The sequence below is a fragment of the Streptomyces niveiscabiei genome (assembly GCF_033794345.1).
Lineage (GTDB): Bacteria > Actinomycetota > Actinomycetes > Streptomycetales > Streptomycetaceae > Streptomyces > Streptomyces niveiscabiei.
This window is the reverse complement of the sequence record NZ_JARAYJ010000005.1, coordinates 26771-47723: the sequence shown is the minus strand read 5'-3', so window position 1 is coordinate 47723 and position 20953 is coordinate 26771. Positions and strand designations below refer to the sequence as shown.

The 20953-nt window shown below is 71.3% G+C and carries 20 protein-coding genes; 13 read left to right on the top strand and 7 right to left on the bottom strand.

What is annotated here, in order from left to right; genetic code table 11:
* Positions 1 to 8: 8 nt before the first annotated feature.
* On the bottom strand, positions 9 to 3614 hold the full coding sequence (locus PV682_RS08480; protein WP_319725707.1) for a helix-turn-helix domain-containing protein: 3606 nt from the start codon (positions 3612 to 3614) through the stop codon (positions 9 to 11).
* Between PV682_RS08480 and PV682_RS08475 the strand changes: the two genes are divergently transcribed.
* Positions 3613 to 3993 carry a YchJ family protein gene (locus PV682_RS08475; protein WP_319725704.1) on the top strand — a complete coding sequence of 127 codons (381 nt, stop codon included), beginning with the start codon at positions 3613 to 3615 and terminating at the stop codon, positions 3991 to 3993. The genes PV682_RS08480 and PV682_RS08475 overlap by 2 nt on opposite strands.
* Before the next feature lie 3 nt (positions 3994 to 3996).
* On the opposite strand, the gene PV682_RS08470 is transcribed toward PV682_RS08475, so the two are convergent.
* Positions 3997 to 4698 (bottom strand): FadR/GntR family transcriptional regulator, encoded by a 702-nt coding sequence (locus tag PV682_RS08470; RefSeq protein WP_319725702.1) that lies wholly within the window; start codon positions 4696 to 4698, stop codon positions 3997 to 3999.
* Positions 4699 to 4839: 141 nt separating this feature from the next.
* Between PV682_RS08470 and PV682_RS08465 the strand changes: the two genes are divergently transcribed.
* The 5 genes from PV682_RS08465 (at position 4840) to PV682_RS08445 (ending at position 10034) form a co-directional block, all read left to right on the top strand.
* Complete coding sequence (locus PV682_RS08465) at positions 4840 to 5358, top strand: gluconokinase (protein WP_319725699.1); 519 nt, start codon at positions 4840 to 4842, stop codon at positions 5356 to 5358.
* 176 nt (positions 5359 to 5534) lie between these two features.
* Positions 5535 to 6932: a GntT/GntP/DsdX family permease gene (locus PV682_RS08460; RefSeq protein ID WP_109364583.1), complete on the top strand. Its 1398-nt coding sequence runs from the start codon at positions 5535 to 5537 to the stop codon at positions 6930 to 6932.
* 10 nt (positions 6933 to 6942) lie between these two features.
* Positions 6943 to 7701 (top strand): glucose 1-dehydrogenase, encoded by a 759-nt coding sequence (locus PV682_RS08455; protein ID WP_112477305.1) that lies wholly within the window; start codon positions 6943 to 6945, stop codon positions 7699 to 7701.
* A 14-nt stretch (positions 7702 to 7715) separates the two neighbouring features.
* Positions 7716 to 8723: an L-idonate 5-dehydrogenase gene (locus tag PV682_RS08450; RefSeq protein WP_319725695.1), complete on the top strand. Its 1008-nt coding sequence runs from the start codon at positions 7716 to 7718 to the stop codon at positions 8721 to 8723.
* Between the two features lie 279 nt (positions 8724 to 9002).
* Positions 9003 to 10034, top strand: coding sequence for a hypothetical protein (locus PV682_RS08445; RefSeq protein ID WP_319725694.1), 1032 nt, complete (start codon positions 9003 to 9005; stop codon positions 10032 to 10034).
* On the opposite strand, the gene PV682_RS08440 is transcribed toward PV682_RS08445, so the two are convergent.
* The 3 genes from PV682_RS08440 to PV682_RS08430 all read right to left on the bottom strand — a co-directional run bounded on the left by PV682_RS08440 (position 9976) and on the right by PV682_RS08430 (position 12481).
* Positions 9976 to 10611 (bottom strand): cytochrome b/b6 domain-containing protein, encoded by a 636-nt coding sequence (locus PV682_RS08440; protein ID WP_319725693.1) that lies wholly within the window; start codon positions 10609 to 10611, stop codon positions 9976 to 9978. The genes PV682_RS08445 and PV682_RS08440 overlap by 59 nt on opposite strands.
* Entirely contained in the window at positions 10595 to 11329 is a 735-nt protein-coding gene (locus PV682_RS08435; protein ID WP_319725691.1) for a molybdopterin-dependent oxidoreductase, read from the bottom strand. The genes PV682_RS08440 and PV682_RS08435 overlap by 17 nt, the downstream gene beginning before the upstream one ends.
* 81 nt (positions 11330 to 11410) lie before the next feature.
* Positions 11411 to 12481, bottom strand: a complete 1071-nt coding sequence (locus tag PV682_RS08430; protein WP_319725688.1) for a hypothetical protein — start codon at positions 12479 to 12481, stop codon at positions 11411 to 11413.
* A 476-nt stretch (positions 12482 to 12957) separates the two neighbouring features.
* On the opposite strand from PV682_RS08430, the gene PV682_RS08425 reads away from it, so the two are divergent.
* The 4 genes from PV682_RS08425 to PV682_RS08410 all read left to right on the top strand — a co-directional run bounded on the left by PV682_RS08425 (position 12958) and on the right by PV682_RS08410 (position 16359).
* Positions 12958 to 13845, top strand: coding sequence for a DMT family transporter (locus tag PV682_RS08425; RefSeq protein WP_319725687.1), 888 nt, complete (start codon positions 12958 to 12960; stop codon positions 13843 to 13845).
* A gap of 737 nt (positions 13846 to 14582) precedes the next feature.
* On the top strand, positions 14583 to 15095 hold the full coding sequence (locus tag PV682_RS08420) for an NUDIX domain-containing protein (RefSeq protein ID WP_319725685.1): 513 nt from the start codon (positions 14583 to 14585) through the stop codon (positions 15093 to 15095).
* Positions 15096 to 15550: 455 nt separating this feature from the next.
* Positions 15551 to 15943 carry a YidH family protein gene (locus tag PV682_RS08415; protein ID WP_112472843.1) on the top strand — a complete coding sequence of 131 codons (393 nt, stop codon included), beginning with the start codon at positions 15551 to 15553 and terminating at the stop codon, positions 15941 to 15943.
* Positions 15940 to 16359: a DUF202 domain-containing protein gene (locus PV682_RS08410; RefSeq protein WP_319725683.1), complete on the top strand. Its 420-nt coding sequence runs from the start codon at positions 15940 to 15942 to the stop codon at positions 16357 to 16359. Before PV682_RS08415 ends, PV682_RS08410 begins: the two co-directional genes overlap by 4 nt.
* Positions 16360 to 16487: 128 nt before the next feature.
* Here PV682_RS08410 and PV682_RS08405 read toward each other — a convergent pair whose 3' ends face one another.
* Positions 16488 to 17432, bottom strand: a complete 945-nt coding sequence (locus PV682_RS08405; protein WP_319725681.1) for an NADP-dependent oxidoreductase — start codon at positions 17430 to 17432, stop codon at positions 16488 to 16490.
* Positions 17433 to 17556: 124 nt separating this feature from the next.
* Here PV682_RS08405 and PV682_RS08400 point away from each other — a divergent pair, with 124 nt between their 5' ends.
* From PV682_RS08400 to PV682_RS08390, 3 genes are all read left to right on the top strand, one after another.
* Positions 17557 to 17853 carry a hypothetical protein gene (locus PV682_RS08400; protein ID WP_055720756.1) on the top strand — a complete coding sequence of 99 codons (297 nt, stop codon included), beginning with the start codon at positions 17557 to 17559 and terminating at the stop codon, positions 17851 to 17853.
* A gap of 173 nt (positions 17854 to 18026) precedes the next feature.
* Entirely contained in the window at positions 18027 to 19052 is a 1026-nt protein-coding gene (locus PV682_RS08395; RefSeq protein WP_319725678.1) for a phosphotransferase family protein, read from the top strand.
* A 5-nt stretch (positions 19053 to 19057) separates the two neighbouring features.
* Positions 19058 to 20272: an acyl-CoA dehydrogenase family protein gene (locus PV682_RS08390; RefSeq protein WP_319725675.1), complete on the top strand. Its 1215-nt coding sequence runs from the start codon at positions 19058 to 19060 to the stop codon at positions 20270 to 20272.
* 73 nt (positions 20273 to 20345) lie between these two features.
* Here the strand turns inward: PV682_RS08390 and PV682_RS08385 are convergent, their stop codons facing one another.
* Positions 20346 to 20939, bottom strand: coding sequence for a TetR/AcrR family transcriptional regulator (locus PV682_RS08385; protein WP_055720753.1), 594 nt, complete (start codon positions 20937 to 20939; stop codon positions 20346 to 20348).
* Positions 20940 to 20953 lie beyond the last annotated feature (14 nt).

Sequence of the window (20953 nt, the reverse complement as noted above, 5' to 3'; positions counted from 1 at the left end):
GAAACTCATCAGCCTTCGTAGTGCGGTGATTCTGGGGGTTTCGGGGTTTGTGGGGGTGCAGGTGGGTGGGGAGTTGGGGACGCCGGGGGGATGGGTGGCGGGGGTGGTGGGGGTGTGGGTGGCTGAGAGGCTGGATCGGATGGTCGGGGAGTGAGGTGGAGGTATTCGGCTTCGTAGGGGGTCAAGTCGTCCCGGAGCTCTTCGTCGCCGAGGAGGTGGGCGGCGTGGCGGGTGCACCAGGCGTGCAGGTCCAGGTGGATGGCCGTTCTCAGGAGCCAGATGCGGGGGCGGGCGGCCTGAAGGGTGTCGTGGAGCGCCTCGATCGCGGACTCGGTGGTCGGGGTGGTCAGGAAGTCGATCTGGAAGCCGAGTTGTACTGACGAGACGCCCAGGAGTCGTGCGATCACCCTCGCCAGGGGCTCGTCGGCGCCGGGGCGGGTGAGTTGGCGGCAGGCGCAGGCCAGGAGGGCGATGCGGGTTTCGTCCTCCATGGACTGTGGTTTCGCCAGTTCCTTCAGGGTGTCGTTGACGAAGGCGGCGGGGAGGCGCCCGCTCTCTGCGGCGAGGCGGCGGCTGATCGCGCTGTGCAATCGCGGTGTGCCTGTTTCTGTGCCGAAGTTCACGAGGTTTTCCAGACACGCTCCGTACAGGCCCGGCAGGTCCCTGTGAGGTGCTGGCGGGGCCACCAGGAGGGCGACCAGGGCACGACCTGCGTAGGAGGCATGTCCCTCGAAGCCCTCCCGTGCGAAGCCTCTCAACTCCTCCCACACCGGAAGGGCCGGTCTCAGCAGGTTGTCGATGTCTGGGTCTCGGAGGAACAGCGTGCGGCAGCCTGCCGTGAATCCTGGGCCGTCATACTCACTCGGCCCCACCCCAATGTCATGCTCGAGAACCGCTGTCTCGACCAGTTGCGTGAACGCGTCCCACGCGCCCGGTTCGAACTGGGACTTCCAGAGGGTCGCGTGGGTACGCCAGTTCTCAGCCGGATCCGAAGTGGTGCCGGCGATCTCGGAGAACAGGAAGGTGTTCCACCAAGCGAACGCGAGCAGCAGGAGGTTGGCGCTGTAGCAGGCGTGGCGGTAGGTGACCGGGGTTGGGCCCGTGCTGTAGCCGCTGTCGTGGTCGACGGGGTACAGGGCTCGGGGGAACAGAGCGGGGATCACATCCGCAGTCGTCTCGGGGAGGAGGTCCCCCACATCCTCGATGATCTGTGCTCGGTCGCTCAGGGGTGCGCAGGACAGGAGCGCGAACAGGAGGGCGCCGTATGCGCCTCCGTCCGTGCAACGGGCCAGCGTGCGGGCGATCTTCCGAGCGACCAGGTACTCGCCGAACGTCGCGTGCAGGAACTCGTACCAGAGGTGGTCCTCCCCGCTCTCGTACGTGGCCTTCGCCTCGTGGATGAAGAAGAAGCGGCCGAAGAGGAGCCACGGTGCGGAATCCGTCGCGGAGTTGGCGGGGTCTCGGAGATACGCGAGGTCGTGTTCCGCGTCCGTCGCGCTCACGCCTTGGCTGCCCCTGTTGAACATCGCCATGGCGATCACGGAGAGGAGGTCGAGTTCGTTCTCGACCTTTTCCTCCAGGTGGGCTGGGCGGAGGCCGGGTTCCAGTTTGGTGATCTGGCGGCGTACGAAGAGTTTCAGGAGGCGTTCGTAGAGGGTGACTCGGCTCATCGTCGCTGTCGCCTCGGCGTCGGGCTCGATGGAGTGGTAGAGCGCGAGCATGAGCAACAGGAGGGGTTGGGGGGCGAGTTCGGGGTGTCGGGCGGCGAGGTCGGTGCGGCAGGGGTGGGCTTTGTTGACCGTGTTCCAGATGCGCGTCCAGTGGGCGATCCGTTCCTCGTCGAACGGCTCCAGGCGGACGATGGTGCTGCCCGGCGGGATCGCGGCCTGGTCGGCGACGACTGTGCGGCTGGTGACGATCGCGGCTACCGGGAGTCCGTTGGTGGCCGAGCGGCGTTGGAAGTCGGCGATGTCCTGGAGGTAGCGGTAGTGGTCGGTGCCGCCCGCTTGGAGGAGTTCGTCGAAGCCGTCGAAGATCAGGACCGGGAGGACGCCGGGGGACGCCTCGGTCAACTCCGGCCAGGTGATCGTGCGTTGGGTGAGCTGGTGGAGGGCGTGGTCGATCTGTTCGAGAACGCCCGCGTCGGCGGGGACCGTGCGGAGTTCGATGCGGATCGGGAGGTGGTCGGTGGGTGGGAGGCGGGCTGCGATGAGCTTGGTGAGGAGGGATTTCCCGGTGCCGGGGTCGCCCAGGACTATCAGTGGATGGTCGAGGGTGGGGTACGTGGTGAGGTGGGCGGCGAGGAGGGCCTGGACGTCCTGGTGCACAGGGAGAGTGCGCCACCAGGCGTCCACATGGGGGCTGTTGTCGAGGGCGTGGGTGGCGACGCGGTAGGCGGGGTTGATGTATCCCTGGGCGAGTTTGGGGATGCGCGGGCTGGAGTGGTCCTCACCCGCCTCGCCTGTCTCGCCGGCTGCGGAGAGGGGACGGGTCAGTTCGTGGCGGTGGATCTCGGAGAGGCGTGCGGGCCATTCGGCGGGGGGTACGTCGCGGGCGAGGGCGCGGAGGAGGGTTTCCAGGCCGACAAGTCCCGTTTTCTGGGCAGCGAGTTCACCGTAGAGCTGCTCAAGTCCCGTCCGTGATCGGCCGGTCGGACAGTGAGCGAGGGCATCCACCGCGTACACGGGATCGTGCACGGTGATCCAGATGAACAACTCAGGGCACTGCACGGCGAGTTCGGCCAGGCGCGACTTGTACAGCGCGATGGTCGAACCGGTGTCTTCCGGCTGGGAAAAGGGGCTCAGCTCCCTGGCGACCCGTTCGAAGTGCTGGACGGCACGGGCGTGGTGGTCCGCCTCGGACAGGGACACGAGGACGAGTTCACCGTCCAGGCTCGCGTCGATCAGTCCGGAACCTCCGGAGTCCAGGTCCAGGGACTCGTACAGCAGCGGCCCTTTGACGCACACCTCGGCGATCAGCAGCGCCCGTGCGGCTTGGAACAGACGGGCCCTGTGCGTGTGGCAGGCGTGGCGCACCTTGCCGCGCAGACCGGTCAGCAACCGCCGGGCGGCCTTGTCGAACAGGTCGCGGAAATCCAGCAGTTGGGGTTCCTGATCCAGCCTCGCCCGGTCGAGGGCCGCCATCTCGTCGAGCAGGCGCATGTCCCGTCCGGCGAGGATGCGGGCCGCCGCGCCGAGGCCGTTCGGCTCGACATCGTCGTACCGGGTCGTGTGCGCGCTCTCGCAGACGGCGCAACCCGCGGGCTCCCGAACGGAGTTGCGGTCCGGGGCGCTCTCCGTGGCTTCCGACTCCTCAAGTCGGCGCCGCCAGTACCCCACATCGCCCCCGATCGCCTCCACCAGTTTCCGGACCACGTCCCAGTCCGGTGTGTTCGTCCGTTTGCCGTTCAGGAGTTCGGAGAGGGCCGAGGGGCTCAGGTGGAGGCGGCGGGCCAAGTCCCGTTGGGGGACGCCCCGTTTGCGGATCTCGGCCTTGAGCGCACGCCAGAACGGCTCGCTGTCCGCCACCCCGACCCCCTCGTCGTACGTGTCACCTGCGGTGAGCTTAGGAGGACGCGGCGCGGTGGCCGAGGGGTTCCGGCAGAATGGGGGCATGGCACGTCCTAGCTCCTGCCCTTGTGGTCTCTCCTCGTCGTACGAGGCCTGTTGTGGGCGTTACCACGCGGGCCCTGTCGGTGCGCCCACCGCCGAGGCGTTGATGCGGTCGCGGTACAGCGCGTTCGTGAAGGGGGACTCGGCGTATCTGGTGCGGACCTGGCATCCCCGGACTCGGCCCGGGAGCTTGGAGCTGGATCCGGGGATGCGGTGGACCGGGTTGGAGATTCTCCGGGTGGAGGACGGAACCGCGTTCCACGGCAAGGGTGTTGTGGAGTTCAGGGCCTCGTACCGGGGTGGGTCGCTGCACGAGGTGAGTCGGTTCGAGCGGGTCGACGGGGCGTGGGTGTACGTGGACGGGGAGTTTCCCGGCGTGTGAGGGTCAGGGGGCCAGGATGTCCAGTTCCTGGAGGGCTCCCTCGGTGATTTCGCGGGTGAGTTGTTCGGCGCGGGCGGCGTCGCCCTCGCGGACCGCTTCGGCGACCTGGACGTGGAGGGTGACGGCGGCGGGGTCGGGGTCGGCGAACATCACGCGGTGTTCGGTGCGGCCGGTGAGGACCTCGGCGACGACGTCTCCTAGGCGGGCGAACATCTCGTTGCCCGAGGCCGTGAGGATGACGCGGTGGAAGGCCACATCGTGGATGAGGTAGCCCTCCAGTTTGTGGCCGCGCGAGTTGGCGACCATGCCCAGGACGCATTCCGTGAGCTCGGCGCACTGCTGCGGCGTCGCGTTCTTCGCCGCCATGCCCGCCGCGACCGGCTCGATCGCCGAGCGCAGGACCGTGAGTGAGCGCAGTTGGCGGGGGCGGTCGGCGCCGGCCAGGCGCCAGCGGATGACCTGCGGGTCGTAGACGTTCCACTCGGCGGTGGGGCGGACGATCACGCCCACGCGGCGGCGGGACTCGACGAGGTGCATCGACTCCAGGACCCGTACCGCCTCGCGCATGACGGAGCGGGAGACGTCGAAGCGCTGGGACAGCTCGTCGGTGCGCAGGACGCTGCCAGGGGGGTACTCGCCTGCGGTGATCGCGGGGCCGAGGGTGTCGAGTACATGGCCGTGCAGACCTCGGCCCGGAATGGTCATGCACTCAGAGTACGGCGTCCGTCACGGACTCAAAAAGTCAGATTTATTTGAGTCGAGGGCTTGAATTCGTCGTACCTAATAGGTTTCAGTGGCGTTGACATCACGTGTCGGCAGTACGTCGAGGAAGACAGCGAGGTAGTGATGAGCACCCCCCAGGTCGTCGTGGTCATGGGCGTCGCGGGTACCGGCAAGACCACGATCGGTCCCCTGCTCGCGGCCCGGCTCGGCGTTCCGTACGCCGAGGGTGACGACTTCCATCCGCCGGCGAACATCGCGAAGATGTCGGCCGGTACCCCGCTGGACGACGACGACCGGTGGCCGTGGCTGGACTCGATCGGCGCGTGGGCGCACGAGCGGACCGGGCTCGGCGGGGTCGTCAGCTGTTCGGCGCTGAAGCGGTCGTACCGGGACCGGTTGCGTGCGGCGGCCCCCGGCCTGCTCTTCGTGCACCTCAGCGGCTCGCGCGAGCTGATCGGGGAGCGCATGGGGCACCGGGAGGGCCACTTCATGCCGACCGCGCTGCTCGACTCGCAGTTCGCCGCGCTGGAGCCGCTGCGGGCGGACGAGGCGGGTGTCGTGGTCGAGGTCTCGGGACGGCCGGAGGAGATCGCCGAGCGGGCTATCGCCGCGATCGGTACGGCTGCCGGGGCGCGGGACTGATCGTTCCGTAAGGCTGACCGTTCCGTAGGGCTGACCGTTCCGTAGGGCTGATCGTTCCTCGTTCCGCAGGACTACCCCGCCAGGACTACCCCACCAGTACTACACCTTCAGGGCTACCCCACCCGGCGTAGCTCTCTCACCCCGTCCACCCCTCCCCGTCTCCGTAAGGGACTCCCGTGACCAGACTCAGCGTCGAGATGCTGGCAGCGGACGCGCCAGAGCCGATCACCTCGGCCGGGCACGCTCAGCTCGGTATCGCCGTGCTGGCGGGCATCGCCGTCATCGTCCTGCTCATCACCAAGTTCAAGCTCCACGCCTTCCTGTCGCTGACCATCGGCACGCTCGCGCTGGGCGCGTTCGCCGGGGCGCCGCTGGACAAGGCGATCTCGAGTTTCAGTTCCGGCCTCGGTTCGACGGTCGCCAGCGTCGGTGTGCTGATCGCGCTGGGCGCGATCCTCGGCAAGCTGCTCGCGGACTCCGGCGGCGCCGACCAGATCGTCGACACGATCCTCGCGAAGGCGAACGGCAGGAGCATGCCGTGGGCGATGGTCCTGATCGCCTCGGTGATCGGCCTGCCGCTCTTCTTCGAGGTCGGCGTCGTGCTGCTGATCCCGGTCGTGCTGATGGTCGCCAAGCGCGGCAACTACTCGCTGATGCGGATCGGCATCCCGGCGCTGGCCGGCCTGTCCGTGATGCACGGGCTGGTCCCGCCGCACCCCGGCCCGCTGGTCGCGGTCGACGCGGTCGGCGCGAACCTGGGCGTCACGCTGGCGCTCGGCGTGCTGGTGGCGATCCCGACGGTGATCATCGCGGGCCCGGTGTTCTCGCGGTACGCGGCCCGCTGGGTCGACGTCCAGGCGCCGGACAAGATGGTCCCTCAGCGGCCGTCGGAGGATCTGGAGAAGCGTCCGAGCTTCGGCGTGACCCTGTTCACGATCATGCTGCCGGTCGTCCTGATGCTGTCCAAGGCGCTGGTCGACATCGTGATCGACGACAAGGAGAACACCGTCCAGCGGGTCTTCGACGTCGTCGGCTCGCCGCTGATCGCGCTGCTGTCGGCCGTCCTGGTCGGCATCTTCACGCTCGGCCGCCCGGCCGGGTTCTCGAAGCAGCGGCTGAACGAGCTGGTCGAGAAGAGCCTCGCGCCGATGGCCGGCATCCTCCTGATCGTCGGCGCGGGCGGCGGCTTCAAGCAGACGCTGATCGACTCCGGCGTCGGCCAGATGGTCCTGGAGATCTCCGAGGACTGGTCGATCTCGGCGATCCTGCTGGCCTGGCTGATCGCGGTCGCGATCCGGCTGGCGACGGGTTCGGCGACGGTCGCGACCGTCTCGGCGGCCGGTCTGGTGGCGCCCCTCGCCGCCGACATGTCCACGGCGCACGCGGCCCTGCTGGTCCTCGCGATCGGCGCGGGCTCCCTCTTCTTCAGCCACGTCAACGACGCCGGGTTCTGGATGGTCAAGGAGTACTTCGGGCTGAGCGTCGGCCAGAACCTCAAGACCTGGTCCGTCATGGAGACGGTCATCTCCGTGGTCGCGGGTGGCCTGGTCTTCCTTCTGTCTCTGGTCCTTTAGGGGTACGCCGATGACTCATCCTCTCTTCGACATCACCGGCAGGACCGCGCTCGTCACCGGGTCCAGCCGAGGTATCGGCCTGGCGCTCGCCCGGGGTCTCGCGGAAGCGGGCTGCACGGTCGTCCTCAACGGGCGGGACGAGCGGCGGCTGGCCGAGGCGGCGCGCGAGCTGCCCGGCAAGGTCCACACCGCGGTCTTCGACGTGACCGACGGCCCCTCGGTCGCCGCCGGGATCAAGGACGTCGAGGAACGCGTCGGTCCGCTCGACATCCTCGTCAACAACGCGGGGATGCAACTGCGGGCCCCGCTCCTGGAGTTCACCGACTCCGACTGGCACCGCATCCTGGACACCAACCTCACCAGCGCGTTCCTCGTGGGCCGCGAGGCCGCCCGGTACATGACCGCGCGCGGGCACGGGAAGATCGTCAACATCTGCTCGTTGCAGAGCGAGGTCGTGCGGCCCGGCATCGCGCCGTACGCGGCGACCAAGGGCGCGCTGAAGATGCTGACCAAGGGCATGTGCGCGGACTGGGGGCCGTCCGGGGTCCAGGTCAACGGCCTCGGGCCCGGCTACATCGAGACGGAACTCACCCAAGCCCTCGTGGACGACGAGGAGTTCAGCGCCTGGGTGCGCAGGCGGACCCCGGCCGGACGGTGGGGCCGCACCGAGGACCTGGTCGGCGGGGTGCTGTTCCTCGCCTCCCCGGCGGCGGACTTCGTCAGCGGGCAGATCCTGTACGTCGACGGCGGCATGACGAGCGTGCTGTGAACGGGGGAACACGGATGCGGGCCTGTGTCATCCACGCTCAAGGCGACCTGCGCGTCGAGGAGTTGACGCCGGTCGAGCCGGGACCCGGACAGGTGCTGGTCGCCGTGCGCTACGGCGGGGTCTGCGGTTCCGACCTGCACTACTGGCGCCACGGCGGGGTCGGCGACTTCCGGCTCAAGGAGCCGATGGTCCTGGGGCACGAGGTCGTCGGCACGGCGCTGTCGGGGCCCTACGAGGGGCGGGCGGTCGCCGTGCACCCGGCGACTCCGTGCGGGGTGTGTCCGGAGTGCGTGGACGGGCGGCGCAATGTCTGCCGGGACACGCGGTACCTGGGCAGCGCGGCGCGCACGCCGCACGTCCAGGGCGGGTTCGCGGCGCGGATCGCCGTGCCGCAGGAGCAGTTGAGGGTGCTGCCGGACGGGCTCGATCTGCGGCGCGCCGCTCTCGCCGAGCCGCTGTCCGTCGCGCTGCACGCCGTGCGGCGGGCCGGGGACGTGCGGGGGCGGCATGTGCTGGTGACCGGGGCCGGGCCGATCGGGTGCCTGGTCGTCGCCGCCGCGAAGGCCGCCGGGGCGGCGCGGGTGACGGTGACCGATCTGCTGCCCGCCGCGCTGGAGTTCGGGCGGATCGCGGGCGCCTCCGACGTGGTGCGCGCCGACGATCCGTCAGATCCCGGGTGGCCCGCGGAAGTCGACGTCGCCATCGAGGCGTCCGGGGTCGCCGCCGGGCTCGACACGTGTCTGCGGATCGTCCGGCGGGGCGGGGTCGTCGTACAGCTCGGGATGCTGCCGGCCGGGCAGAGTCCCTTCGCCGGGAACCTCGTCGTCAGCCGGGAGATCGAGCTGCGCGGGGCGTTCCGCTTCGACACGGAGTTCGACGAGGCGCTCCGGCTCCTCGCCGTTCAGCCCGCGTTCGACGGGCTGGTGAGTGCGGTGGTGCCGGTCGAGGAGGCGGAGTCGGCGTTCACCCTCGCCGCCGACCGGGGGCGGTCCTGCAAGGTGCTGCTGGACTTCGGGGGCTGAGGGGCGGGCCTCTTGGAACGAGCGGGCCGGGGTGAACTCCCTGGCCCGCTCGGTCGTTTCGGCGGGGTGGGGCGAACTCTGCGGCTCGCTCACCGATTTCGGCGGGGCTGGGTGAACTCCCCGGCCTGCTCGCCGGTTTCAGCGGGGTGGGGTGAACTCCCTTGTCTGCTCGCCGGTTTCAGCGGGGTGGGGTGAACTCCCTTGTCTGCTCGCCGGTTTCCCAGGGCTCCTTCGCGCCCGGCGTCGTGGGGCAGGTTTCGGTGCGGGGTGGGGCGGCGCATGTTGGAGGGTGACGACTGGGGGGACGTCATGGGGATTTCGCTGGGGACACGGATCTCGGTGGTGCTGCTCGCGGGGGCCGTGGCGGTGGTGACCGTGGCGCTTCAGGAGGGGGACGCGCCTCGGGTGCGGGGCGGGGGTGTGGTGCCGGAGGCCAGTTCCTCGGCGGTGCGGTCGACGCCTGCGGTCACTTCTTCTCCGGCGCCTCGGACCGGTGGGTTGGAAGGGGGCACGGTCGGGCGGAGCACGCCCGCGCCTTCCGTGGTTCCTGAGGCGCCGGCTCTTCCCACGCCAAGTCCCGGTCGTACGCCGCGTGTTGTCACGGTCTCCTGGCTGCCGCCGGGGCCGGTGTCGCCCGACGCGGACCGGCTGGCCGATCCGGACAGCGTGTACGACGTGCTGCGGTCCCCGGCGCGGTGCCGGGAGGCGTTGGGGATGATCCCTGGGGGCGAACTCGGGGACGAGTGGCGGGTGTTGAAGGCGTTGGCGCACGCGTGTCTCGCTGCGCGGGGTGAGGGCGGGAGTTGGGCGGAGGCGTCCGAGCCGGTGCGTGGGGTCAGTGGCAAGGGGGTTGCCGCGCGACGGGTGTTGGGCGAGTTGCTGGCGTTCCGGTGCGGGGCGCGGGGTGGGGATTCGGTGCGGTTGGTCGTCGACTCCGGTGGTGTGCCTGCCTGTTCCTTCGGGGTGCGGGTCGTCGGGGGCGGGGAGGTGGCGGCGGGGGATGTGGTGCGGGTCCGGCTGCGGGGGCGGTTCTTCGGCTTCGGGGAGCTGGTGGCCGAAGGGGGCGCGGTCGTCGAGGGGGGTGCGGGTGCCGCTGTTCCCTGCGGGGGACGTCGCCGTGCAGGGGCCTTCGCCTTCGGCCGGGGAGTCGTCGCCGCCCGCCGAGGAGCCGGGGCGTTCGGTCGAGTGGCCGTCGTCCGCCGCCGGGGCGCCCTCCAGCCGGTGGCCTACGGCTGTCCGGGCGCTCTCGGTGTCAGCGTTCGTCCTCCGGGTGCCAGAGGGGGTGTTCGCGGCCGGCCCAGGTACGGCTGACCGAGCCCGTGCGCATGCCGTGGCGGGCCTCGGGGTCGGCGAAGGCCATGCCGATGTGGCCCGCGAGTACTACGCCGATCGTGAGGGCCAGCCAGTCGTGGACGAAGGTCGCGCTGGTGCGCCACATGATCGGGGCGAGGTGGGTGAACCACATGAGCAGGCCGGTGCCGAGCATGACCAGGGTGGCTCCGGCGATCCAGGCGGCGTAGACCTTCTGGCCGGCGTTGAACTTGGCGGCCGGGCGGGAGGAGTGGCGCCGGTCCCGCCGGAGAGCCGCCCGCAGCCAGATCCGGTCGTGCGGGCCGAAGCGGTTGAGGTGGCGCAGCTCGCCGCGGAACGCGCGCGAGGCGAGGCCGGCGAGGGCCGGGACGGGCAGCGCGAGGCCCGCGAACTCGTGGACGCGGACGACCAGTTCGCGGCGGCCGACGAGTTCCGCGAGCTCCGGGAGGTAGAGGCAGGCGGCGGTGACGACGCAGATGCCCATGAGGAGGGCGGTGGTGCGGTGGATCCACCGGACGGCCGGCGAGAAGCGGGGGACGTCGGTCGTGGCGGGGAGGGTGTCAGCCGGTGGGGTCATCGTCCCGTCCGTTCGACTTGCCGACCCAGGCGTCGACGTCGTAGCCGCGTTCCTCCCAGTAGCCGGGCCGCACGTCCTCGGTGACCGTAATACCCGAGAGCCACTTGGCGGACTTGTAGAAGTACATCGGGGCGACGTAGAGGCGGACCGGGCCGCCGTGGTCGTGGCCCAGGTCCTTGTCCTGCATGCGCAGGGCGACCAGGACGTCGGCGCGGCGGGCCTGGGCGAGGGTGAGGCTCTCGGTGTAGGCGCCGTCGAAGCAGGTGAAGCGGATCGCGCCCGCCTTGGACCGCACGCCGGCCGCGTCCAGGAGGTGGGAGAGGCGTACGCCCTCGAAGGGGGTGCCGGGGACGCGCCAGCCGGTGACGCACTGGACGTCCTTCACCATGCGGGTCTGCGGCATGGCTCTCAGGTCGGGGAGGGTGTACGTCGCGGGGCGGTCCACCAGGCCGTCGACGGTGAGGCGGTAGTTCGTGTCGTTCTTGCGGGGGACGGACGCGGTCACCGAGTAGTAGCGGAAGCCGCCGCCGTTCGGGAGGAGGCCGGTCAGGCCCGTGGGGTCCTTCCCCGCGATCGCGCCGAGCACGGACTCCATGCCGCGCTGGAGGGCGGGCGCGGCGGCCACGCCCAGGGCGCCGAGGCCGAGGGTGCCGAGGAAGACACGGCGGCCGACGGGGGTGCCGGCTGCGGGGGTCTCCTCGGGTGGTTCGGGATTCACGTATCCATTCGAGCACTCGGAGGTGGGTGGGGGCCAGTCCTGCGGGGCGGTCACACCTCGTTCTCAGGTATGAGCCGGGTACTACGCGGGGTGGTCCTCGCAGCAGCCCCTGCCCAGCGCCCTTTCCCTCGCCGCCCTGAACGCCTCGTACGGGTCCCTGGCGGGGTAGGACCAGGGGCGGATCGTCGCGTGGTCGGCGATGCGGTGGAAGAGGGCCGACGCCTCGGCGGTGCGGCCGGCGCAGACCGTCGCGTGGGCCAGGTAGTTGAGGTCGAGCAGGCGGCGCGGGTGGCCCTCGTGCTCCCACTCCAGCCACCAGTCGTACGCGGTCTTCATCACCTCGCGCGCGCGGTCGTCGGCCCAGTGTCCGGAGGCCGCCGGGTCGGCGGAGAGGTGGCCCCGGGCGGCGAGGACGCGGTAGCGCTCGGCGTGCGCGACGACCGGGAGGATCGCGAGCGGGGAGTCCGCGGGGGCCTGTTCGGCGGCCCACGCGGCGAAGTCGTACACCTCGTGCAGGGGGTCGGGGCCGCTGTCGGCACGGCGTTCCGCGAGGTGGGCGACCATCAGGTGGTGGGCCTGGTGGTGGTCGGGGTGACGGGCACGGACTTCTTCGAAGAGCCGGACCACCTCGGCGTCGCCGCCTTGCCGGGCCACCTCGGGGCCGTCGTACCCGTCCTGCCGGGCCGCCTCGGCGTCGTCATACCCCTCCCCCCGTACCAGCCCCGCGTCCTCTCCCCCGCCCCCGCGGAACAGGGCCAGCCGCAGGAGGCCCAGCCATGGGGTCGGGTCGGTGGGGGCCAGGTCGGCGGCGATGCGGCAGGCCGCGCGGGCGTCGTCGTACCCCTCGGTCCTGCCCCGTACCGTGCGGTGGACGAGGGTCAGGGCGCGGAGGGTGGCCGCGTCGGCGTTGTCCGGTTCGGCGTGCAGCCAGTCCGTGGCCGCGGTGTCCGGTTCCAGGGCGAGGACGGCGGCTCGGTGGCCTCGGCGGTCCCAGTCGTCGCCCGTGCGGGCCAGCAGCGTGCGGGCGGCCTGCCAGCGGCCCTGCGCCAACGCGGCGCGGGCGACGCCGAGTTCCGCGTCGTCGAGGGTGGCGTCGAGGATCCTGGGCTCGCGTTCGCGACCGGGAACCGGGGAAGGCGGGGGTGGGGGCACCGCGGGTTTTCCTCGTCCTCCTGGCGCGACACTGGTTGCCGTCGGCCTGCGATCGGCCGATCACGCACAGCAAAGCCCCAGGCAGTGGTCAGCGTCAAGGGCCGGGGGAACATGACACGTATCAAGTGGCGGTCCGCACAAGGGACTTGTCCGGGTGATCGGCGAGGTGGGCGCGCTGGTCGGGGGGTGTGCGCGGCGTCCGACGCGGGTGGTGCGTATGGCGCGAACGTGACGAGGGTGTGGCGTACGCCATGGCGCTGCGAGGCCGCGCGCCCCACGATGGCGGTACGGCCGTACCCCCCGCGTGCTTTGCTTCACGTTGCTTCCTGGTGGGGTCGCGGCCGGCGTCGGGGCCCCGGTCCCGGGGTACCCGTAGGAGTCGTTCTCGTACTACCCGGGAACGGTCGTAGCTCCTGAGTACTACAGTCGGCTCACGACGACCGTGGCCCGACCGGATGATCATCGAGGTACGCAGCGTGTCGGTTCTGGTTCTGACTCTCGCCGTGAGCGCCGCCTGCTGTCTGGGTTTCGGGTTCGTCCTCCAGCAGCAGGCCGCGCAGCGGGCGCCGCTCGGTGACTTCCTCTCGCCGCGCCTGCTGCTCGACCTCGTACGGGTGCCGCGCTGGCTCGGCGGGCTCGCGCTGATGGTCGCCGGGATGGTGCTCGGCGCGGTCGCGCTGGGGCAGGGCGAGGTGTCCCTCGTCGAGCCGCTGCTCGCGACGAACCTGCTCTTCGCGCTCGCCCTCTCCCGCCGCTGCACCCGGCAGTCCCTCGGGCGGCAGGGGTGGGCCGGGCTCGCGCTGCTCGCGGGCGGGGTGACCGCGTTCATCGTCGCCGGCGAGCCGCGCGGGGGGCACGCCGTGGCCGATCCCTTCCGGCACTGGCTGATCATCGGCGCGATGATCGGGCTCGCGCTGCTGCTCACGACGTACGCGAAGCGGTCCCGGCTCAGCTCCGGGCCCGTGCTGCTCGCGCTCGCCGCCGGGTTGCTGTACGGCGTCCAGGACGCGTTGACGCGGGTCAGCGGCGAGCGGTTCGCGGCCGGCGGGGTCGTCGAACTCCTCACCGGGTGGCAGCCGTACGCCGTCCTCGCGCTCGGCGTGACCGGGCTCGTCCTCGTCCAGAGCGCGTTCGAGACGGCGCCGCTGCGGATGTCCCTGCCGGCCCTCACCGCCGCGCAGCCGCTCGCCGGGATCATCTGCGGGGTGGGCTTCCTCGGCGACCGGCTGCGGACGGACACGGGGGCGTTGGCCTGGGAGGCGGCGGGGTTGGCGGGGATCGTCGCGGGGATCGTGCTGCTGGGCTTGCATCCGGCGATGCCGCAGGGGGTGGCGGTGCGGGAGCGGGTTCTTCAGCCGCGGTGAGGGGTGGGGTGGGCGGGACGGGGCTGCGGGGTCAGCCAGGTCGGGGGCGGCGGGCAGTCGAGGGGCGGGCGGCGAGGCGGGGCTCCGGGGCCGCCGAAATCGGAGGGCTCAGGGCAGTCGAGAGGGCGGGCGGCGAGGCAGGTGGGATGAGGGGTCTGCGACAACCGGAATCGGAAGGGTCCGGGCAGTCGGAGGCGGGCGGCGGGGCAGGGCTGCGGGGCCGGCGAGATCGGAGTCGGGGGCGGGCGGCGAGGCGGGGGTGGGATCTGGGGATCTGCGGTAACTGGGATCGGGCGAGGAACCGGGTTAAGGCCAGGCCAGGGAAGGAATGCTCCGGGGCCGGAGCCGGGGAGCTTCGGACCAGGGCTGGGCGCGGCTCCCTGCCGAGGCCAGGGGCGGCTCCCGGCGGCGGGCCCGACTGAAGATCAGAAGGATCTGCGGCAACCGGGAGCAAGCACGGCTCCGCGCCAGGGCCAGGGGCAGGGACACGGAAGGCTCCACGGCCGAGGCCGGGGCGAGACTCGCGGCAAGCTGGTTCGGGGGGCCGGGCGATGTTTCGGGTCACCCGTCCGGCGCGGTGCCCGGCGATCCGGTGCGGGCGGGCGCTCGGCGATCCAGTGCGGGCCGATGCTCGCCGATCCAGCACAGGTGCTCGGCGTTCCCGTGTGGGCGCTCAACGTGCTGCCCGGGAGCCGCCGTTCGGACCGCCGGCCCCAGGTGGCTGCTTGGATGGTGCCATGAGCGCTGCTGACGAAATCCTCGACATCGTCGACGAACGGGACAACGTGATCGGGCAGTTGCCCCGCGGGGAGGTGTACGCGGACGGGCTCAGGCACCGGTGTGTGTTCATCCAGGCGCGCGACGCCGAGGGGCGACTGTTCGTGCACCGGCGGACCCCGACGAAGCTGGTGTTTCCCTCCCTGTACGACATGTTCGTGGGCGGGGTCGTCGGAGCCGGGGAAGGGTACGACGAGGCCGCGCTGCGGGAGGCCGAGGAGGAGCTCGGGGTGAGCGGGCTGCCGCAGCCGGAGTTCCTTTTCAAGTTCCTGTACGACGACGGGGCGGGGCGGAGCTGGTGGTCCGCCGTGTACGAGGTGCTGTGCGACCTGCCGGTCCTCCCCCAGGTCGAGGAGGTCGAGTGGTACGGGTTCCTGTCCGAGGAGGAGGTCGAGGGGCGGCTCCAGGAGTGGGAGTGGGTGCCGGACGGGCTCGCGGCGTACGGGCGGCTCAAGGAGTTCCGGCGCCGCTGAGGGGGCTGGTGCCGGAGACGTCCCAGGTCCGGGGGGTGCCGGTCCAGGAGGTGGCCGGTCAGGGCGGGGGCGCTTCGCGCGGGGACGCCGATCGCCGTCAGCGCGGCGGCCGTCCGCTCCCGCGCCTCCCGCGCGAGCGGGTCGCGTACGCCCTCGCCGGTCTCCGGCACCGCTTCCGCCAGCGCGAGGAGGTCCGGCCAGGGGAGCGCCGGGCCCGGGAAGGCCCCCTCGGTCGCGGCGAGCGTACGGGGGCTGCCCGGGTGCGCGGGGTCCGTGAGGAGGCAGTCGGTGCCCGGGTCGTCGGGAGCCGCGCAGGGTGAGGTGGTGTTCGGCCGGGGCTATGCCGTGACCGGGGTGCGCGTAGCCGTTCAGCGGCGTGGGAACCTCCATGCACCGACCGTAACGGCCGCCACTGACAACGCCCCCCTCCCCGACCGCCGGGTAGGGTTTTCGGCGTGATCGATTTTGTTCGGAACGTCCGTCTGTGGTTCGCGCCCTCCGCGGTCCGCGAGGAAGGGACGACGCCGGACTACCGCTTCTCCCTCGCCAACGAACGCACGTTCCTCGCGTGGCTCCGCACCGCCATGGCCCTCGTCGGAGGCGGGTTCGCGGTCGACCAGTTCCTGCCCGACCTGCGGTGGGGGTGGCGGGTCGGGTTCGCGTTGGCGCTGCTCGTCGCGGGGGTGCTGTGCGCCGTGCGGGCGCTCAATCACTGGGTGCGGTGCGAGCGGGCGATGCGGCGGGGGGAGGATCTGCCGACGTCGCGGTTCCCGGCTGTGTTGACCCTCGTCGTGGCTCTTGTCGCGGTGGCGATGGTGGTGGTCGTCGTTCTCGGGTGGAACGAGTGAGCGGGGCGGAGGCTCCTACGGGGGCGGGGGTTCCCGATGGGGCTCGAACCTCGGACGCCGACTCCGATGATCACACCGGCAAGTCGCACTCCCCCACCGCCGCCCCCGACACCCGCGACCCCGGCCTCCAGCCCGAACGTACGCGGCTCGCATGGCGCCGTACGACCCTCGCCGGCGCCGTCGCCACCGTCCTCGCGATGAAGACCTCCCTGCACGGGGGCCCCACAGTCGCCGGGTCACTGATCTGCGCGGCGTGCTGCGCCCTGTGGCTGACGTTCCTGACAGTGGCCCACCGCCGCATAGTGACCCTGTCGTCCACACCCCACCCGCCGTCCCTCACACCGCGCCTGGCCACTGCGGCGGTGCTGTGCACGGTGGCTACGGCGGTCTGCGCGGCGGCGTTGGTGGTGGTGTAGGGCGGGGGCGCACGCGCGCGGGGACCGCTACCTGGTCACGGAGACCGGCCCCGATCACGAGCGGGGGCGCACGCGCGCGGGGACCGCTGCGGCGGAAACCTCCGGCCAACCGCCCCGCCTACGCCCGCCTACACCCCGTCCTCCCCCCAGTCCACCGTCACCACGATCTTCCCCCGCGTCCGCCCCTCCTCGTTCAGCCGGTACGCCTCCGCCGCCTGGTCCAGCGGAAACGTCTGCGAGACGTGGACCGAGACGACGCCCTGTTCGGCGAGTTCCGACAGGCGGGTGAGGTCGGCCGTGTCGGGGCGGACCCAGAAGTAGCGACCGCCGTAGCCGAGGACGTCGCCGTCGGCGATGGAGGCGAGGCGGCCGTCGCCGCTGAGGACGTTGACGGAGGCCTTGAGGGCGTCGCCGCCGACCGTGTCGAGGGCCGCGTCGACGCCTTCGGGGGCGAGGCCGCGGATGCGGTCGACGAGGCCCTCGCCGTACGTCACGGGCTCGCCGCCGAGGGAGCGCACGAAGTCGTGGTTGCGTTCGCTGGCCGTGCCGATGACGCGGCAGCCGAGGTGGTGGGCGATCTGGACGGCGAGGGAGCCCACGCCGCCCGCTGCGGCGTGCACGAGGACGGTCTCGCCCCGTTTGACGCCGAGGGCGTGGACGAGGCCCTGGTAGGCCGTGAGGCCCGCCAGGGGGAGCCCCGCGGCCTCCTCGAAGGAGAGGTTGCGGGGCTTGCGGGCGAGGGTGCGGACGGGGGCGGCGACGTACTCGGCGAAGGTCCCCCGGGAGAGGAAGTCCTCGCGGACGTACCCGATGACCTCGTCGCCGACGGCGAACTCGGTGACGGAGACGCCCGGCTGGACGACGACGCCGGACACGTCCCAGCCGGGGACGACCGGGAACACCGTGTCGATGATCCCGTCGAGGTACCCCTCGCGGGCCTTCCAGTCGACGGGGTTGACGGCGGCGGCCCGTACCTTGACCAGCACGGAGTCGGGGCCGACCTTGGGCTCGCGGACGTCGCCGTACTCGAACACCTCGGGTCCGCCGTACCGGCTGTAGCTGATGGCCTTCATGGCTCCGACCCTCCGGGCTGGGTGCGCGCCACGCAAGCCGTATGCCCCGATATACGCCATATGGGCCGTTCGCGTGGCAGCCTGAGGGGAGGCAATTCCCCCACACCTCCCGAAGGTGAGCACCATGAGCGTTCTGCACCAGGAACACCCCACGCACCCCCACGCGCACGGCCCGGACTGCGGTCACACGGAGGTCCGGCACGGCGACCACGTCGACTACGCGCACGACGGCCACCTGCACCGCTCGCACGACGGCCACTGGGACGAGTGCGAGCCCGGCGGCCACGTCGCGCACGACGGCCACGACCACCGGCACGACGAGAACTGCGGCCACGCGCGCGTGCAGCACGGCGACCATGTGGACTACGTGCACGACGGGCACCGGCACGCGGAGCACGACGACCACTACGACGACCACTGACGCGTACGCGCGTACGTCCGAAAAACGCTCCTGTACGGCTCCCCGCGCACTCGCGCGGGGAGCCGTACCCCTAGGGTGGCCCCGATCACGTGGGCACCTGGCACTGGACGACATACCGACCGGTCGGCATCATGTGATCCACGTCCACCGTCGCACGCATCCAGGAGTGCCGTATGAGCACCGATCATCCACCCGGGCTCGACCTCGACCGGCTGCGCGTTCTGCTCGACAGAGAGCTGCCCGGCCTGGTCACGGGACCGCTGTCCGGGCAGCTGATCGAGGGCGGGCGCTCGAACCTGACGTACACCGTCTCGGACGGCGCGCAGCGGTGGGTCGTACGGCGGCCCCCGCTCGGGCACGTGCTGGCGACCGCGCACGACATGCGGCGCGAGCACCGGGTGATCGACGCGCTGCACCGCGAGACGGACGTACCCGTGCCGGGGCCGGTGCTGCTGTGCGAGGACGAGGAGGTGCTGGGGGCGCCGTTCTACGTCATGGAGTTCGTCGAGGGGACGCCGTACCGGACCGCCGAGGAGCTCGTGCCGCTGGGCGCCGAGCGGACGCGCGGGGTGATGCTGTCGCTCGTGGACACGCTCGTCGAGCTGCACGGCGTGGACCCCGGCGCGGTCGGGCTCGGGGACTTCGGGCGGCCGGAGGGGTTCCTGGACCGGCAGCTGCGGCGCTGGGGGAAGCAGCTGGACGCGTCCCGCAACCGGGACCTCGCGGGGATCGACGAGCTGCACTCGGCGCTCGGCCGCAGCCTGCCCGCCTCGCCCGCGCCCGCGATCGTGCACGGCGACTACCGGCTCGACAACGTCCTCGTCGGGGACGACGACCGGATCCGAGCGATTCTCGACTGGGAGATGTCCACTCTCGGCGATCCCTTGACCGATCTCGGTCTTCTCGTGATGTACAGCGTGCCGCTGGAGATGCCGGACTCGCCCGTGTCGACGACCGCCGCGGCTCCCGGGCACCCCTCCCCCGCCGAGCTGATCGAGCGCTACGCGCGCGGGTCCGGGCGGGACGTCTCCGACGTGTCCTGGTACACCGCGTTCGCCTGGTTCAAGCTCGCCGTCATCCTCGAAGGCATCCACTACCGCTACACCCTCGGCCAGACGGTCGGGCGCGGTTTCGACCGCATCGGGGAGCTCGTCCCCGTCTTCATCTCGCACGGACTGACCACTCTCCAGGAAGGCTGACCGGCATGGACTTCGCGTTCGACGCGCGCACGGAGGAGCTGCGCGGGCGGCTGCTCGCCTTCATGGACGAGTACGTCTATCCCGCCGAGGAGGTCGCGGAGGCGCAGCGTGCCGCTCTGGCGTCCCCGTGGGACACCCCGGCGGTCGTGGACGACCTCAAGGCCGAAGCGCGCCGACAGGGCCTGTGGAACCTCTTCCTGCCCGATGCCGAGTACGGTGCCGGCCTCACGAATCTCCAGTACGCGCCGCTCGCCGAGATCACCGGGCGTTCGCCGCAGCTCGCGCCGACCGTCCTGAACTGCTCCGCCCCCGACACCGGGAACATGGAGGTCCTCGCGCAGTTCGGGGACGACGCGCAGAAGAAGCAGTGGCTGGAGCCGCTGCTCGCCGGGGAGATCCGGTCCGCGTTCGCGATGACCGAGCCCGAGGTGGCCTCCTCCGACGCCACGAACATCACGACGTTCATCGAGCGCGACGGCGACGAGTACCTCGTCACGGGCCGCAAGTGGTACATCTCCGGGGCCATGAACCCCGACTGCAAGATCTTCATCGTCATGGGGAAGACCGACCCCGACGGGGCCGACATACGGCGTCAGCAGTCGATGATCCTCGTCCCGCGCGACACGCCCGGGGTGACCGTGAAGCGGGCCATGAAGGTCTTCGGGTACGAGGACCACTACCACGGCGGCCACGCGGAGGTGGTCTTCGACCACGCGCGCGTGCCGGTCACCAACCTCATCGGCGAGGAGGGCGGCGGCTTCGCCATCGCGCAGGCGCGGCTCGGCCCCGGGCGCATCCACCACTGCATGCGGCTGATCGGGATGGCCGAGCGGGCCATCGAGCTGATGTGCCGGCGTGCCGTCTCGCGCGAGGCGTTCGGGAAGGCGCTGGCCCAGCAGGGGGTCGTGCACAACTGGATCGCCGACGCGCGCGTGACGGTCGAGCAGTTGCGGCTGCTCGTGCTCAAGACGGCCTGGATGATGGACACCGTCGGCAACCGGGGCGCCCACACGGAGATCCAGTCCATCAAGATCGCGACCCCGCGCGCGGTCGTCGACATCATCGACCGGGCGATCCAGCTGCACGGCGCGGGGGGCCTGAGCCAGGACTTCCTGCTGGCCGAGCTGTACGCGGGTGCGCGCACGCTGATGATCGCGGACGGGCCGGACGAGGTGCACCAGCGGTCGCTGGCCCGGCGGGAGCTGAGGAAGTACGCGTAGGGATGCACGGGTAAGGGGCGGTCACCTGGGTGACCGCCCCTTACTCATGCGCTCCGTCAGGGTCGCGGTGCCGTCAGGGTCGCAGTGCCCTCAGCAGCAGGTCCGCGAGGTGTTCCGCGACCTCCTGCGGGCTCAGCGTCCCGTCCGTGCGGTACCACGTCGGCAGGTGGTGGACCGAGCCGAAGTGGTAGTCGACGACCAGGTCGGCCGGGGTGGCCTTCGAGAAGACGCCCGCCTCCTGACCCTCCTCCACCAGGGCCCGGAACCGCTCGTGGTAGTGGCGGCGTTCCGAGCGGACCTGCTTGTACTTCTCGGGGCTCAGGTGGTGCATGGAGCGGAAGAAGATCGCGGCGTCGTCGAGGTTCTCGATCGTCGTGACCACCACGTCGGCCGCCGCTCCGCGCAGGCGCTGCTCGATCGGCTCGTCGGCGTTCGCGAACGCGTCGAGGCGCTCCTGCTGGAGGCGCAGCACGCGCGCGTACACCTCGTGGAGGAGGTCGTCCTTGGAGCCGAAGTAGTGGTACAGCGCTCCCTTGGTGACGCCGGCCGCCTCGACGATCTCCTGGACCGAGGTGCGGTCGTAGCCCTGCTCGGCGAAGAGCCGGGTGGCGGCGGCGAGAAGCCGTTGCGGGACGGGGGTGCCGTCGTTGTCCGTCGTTCTGGGCACTGCCGCCACCTGCC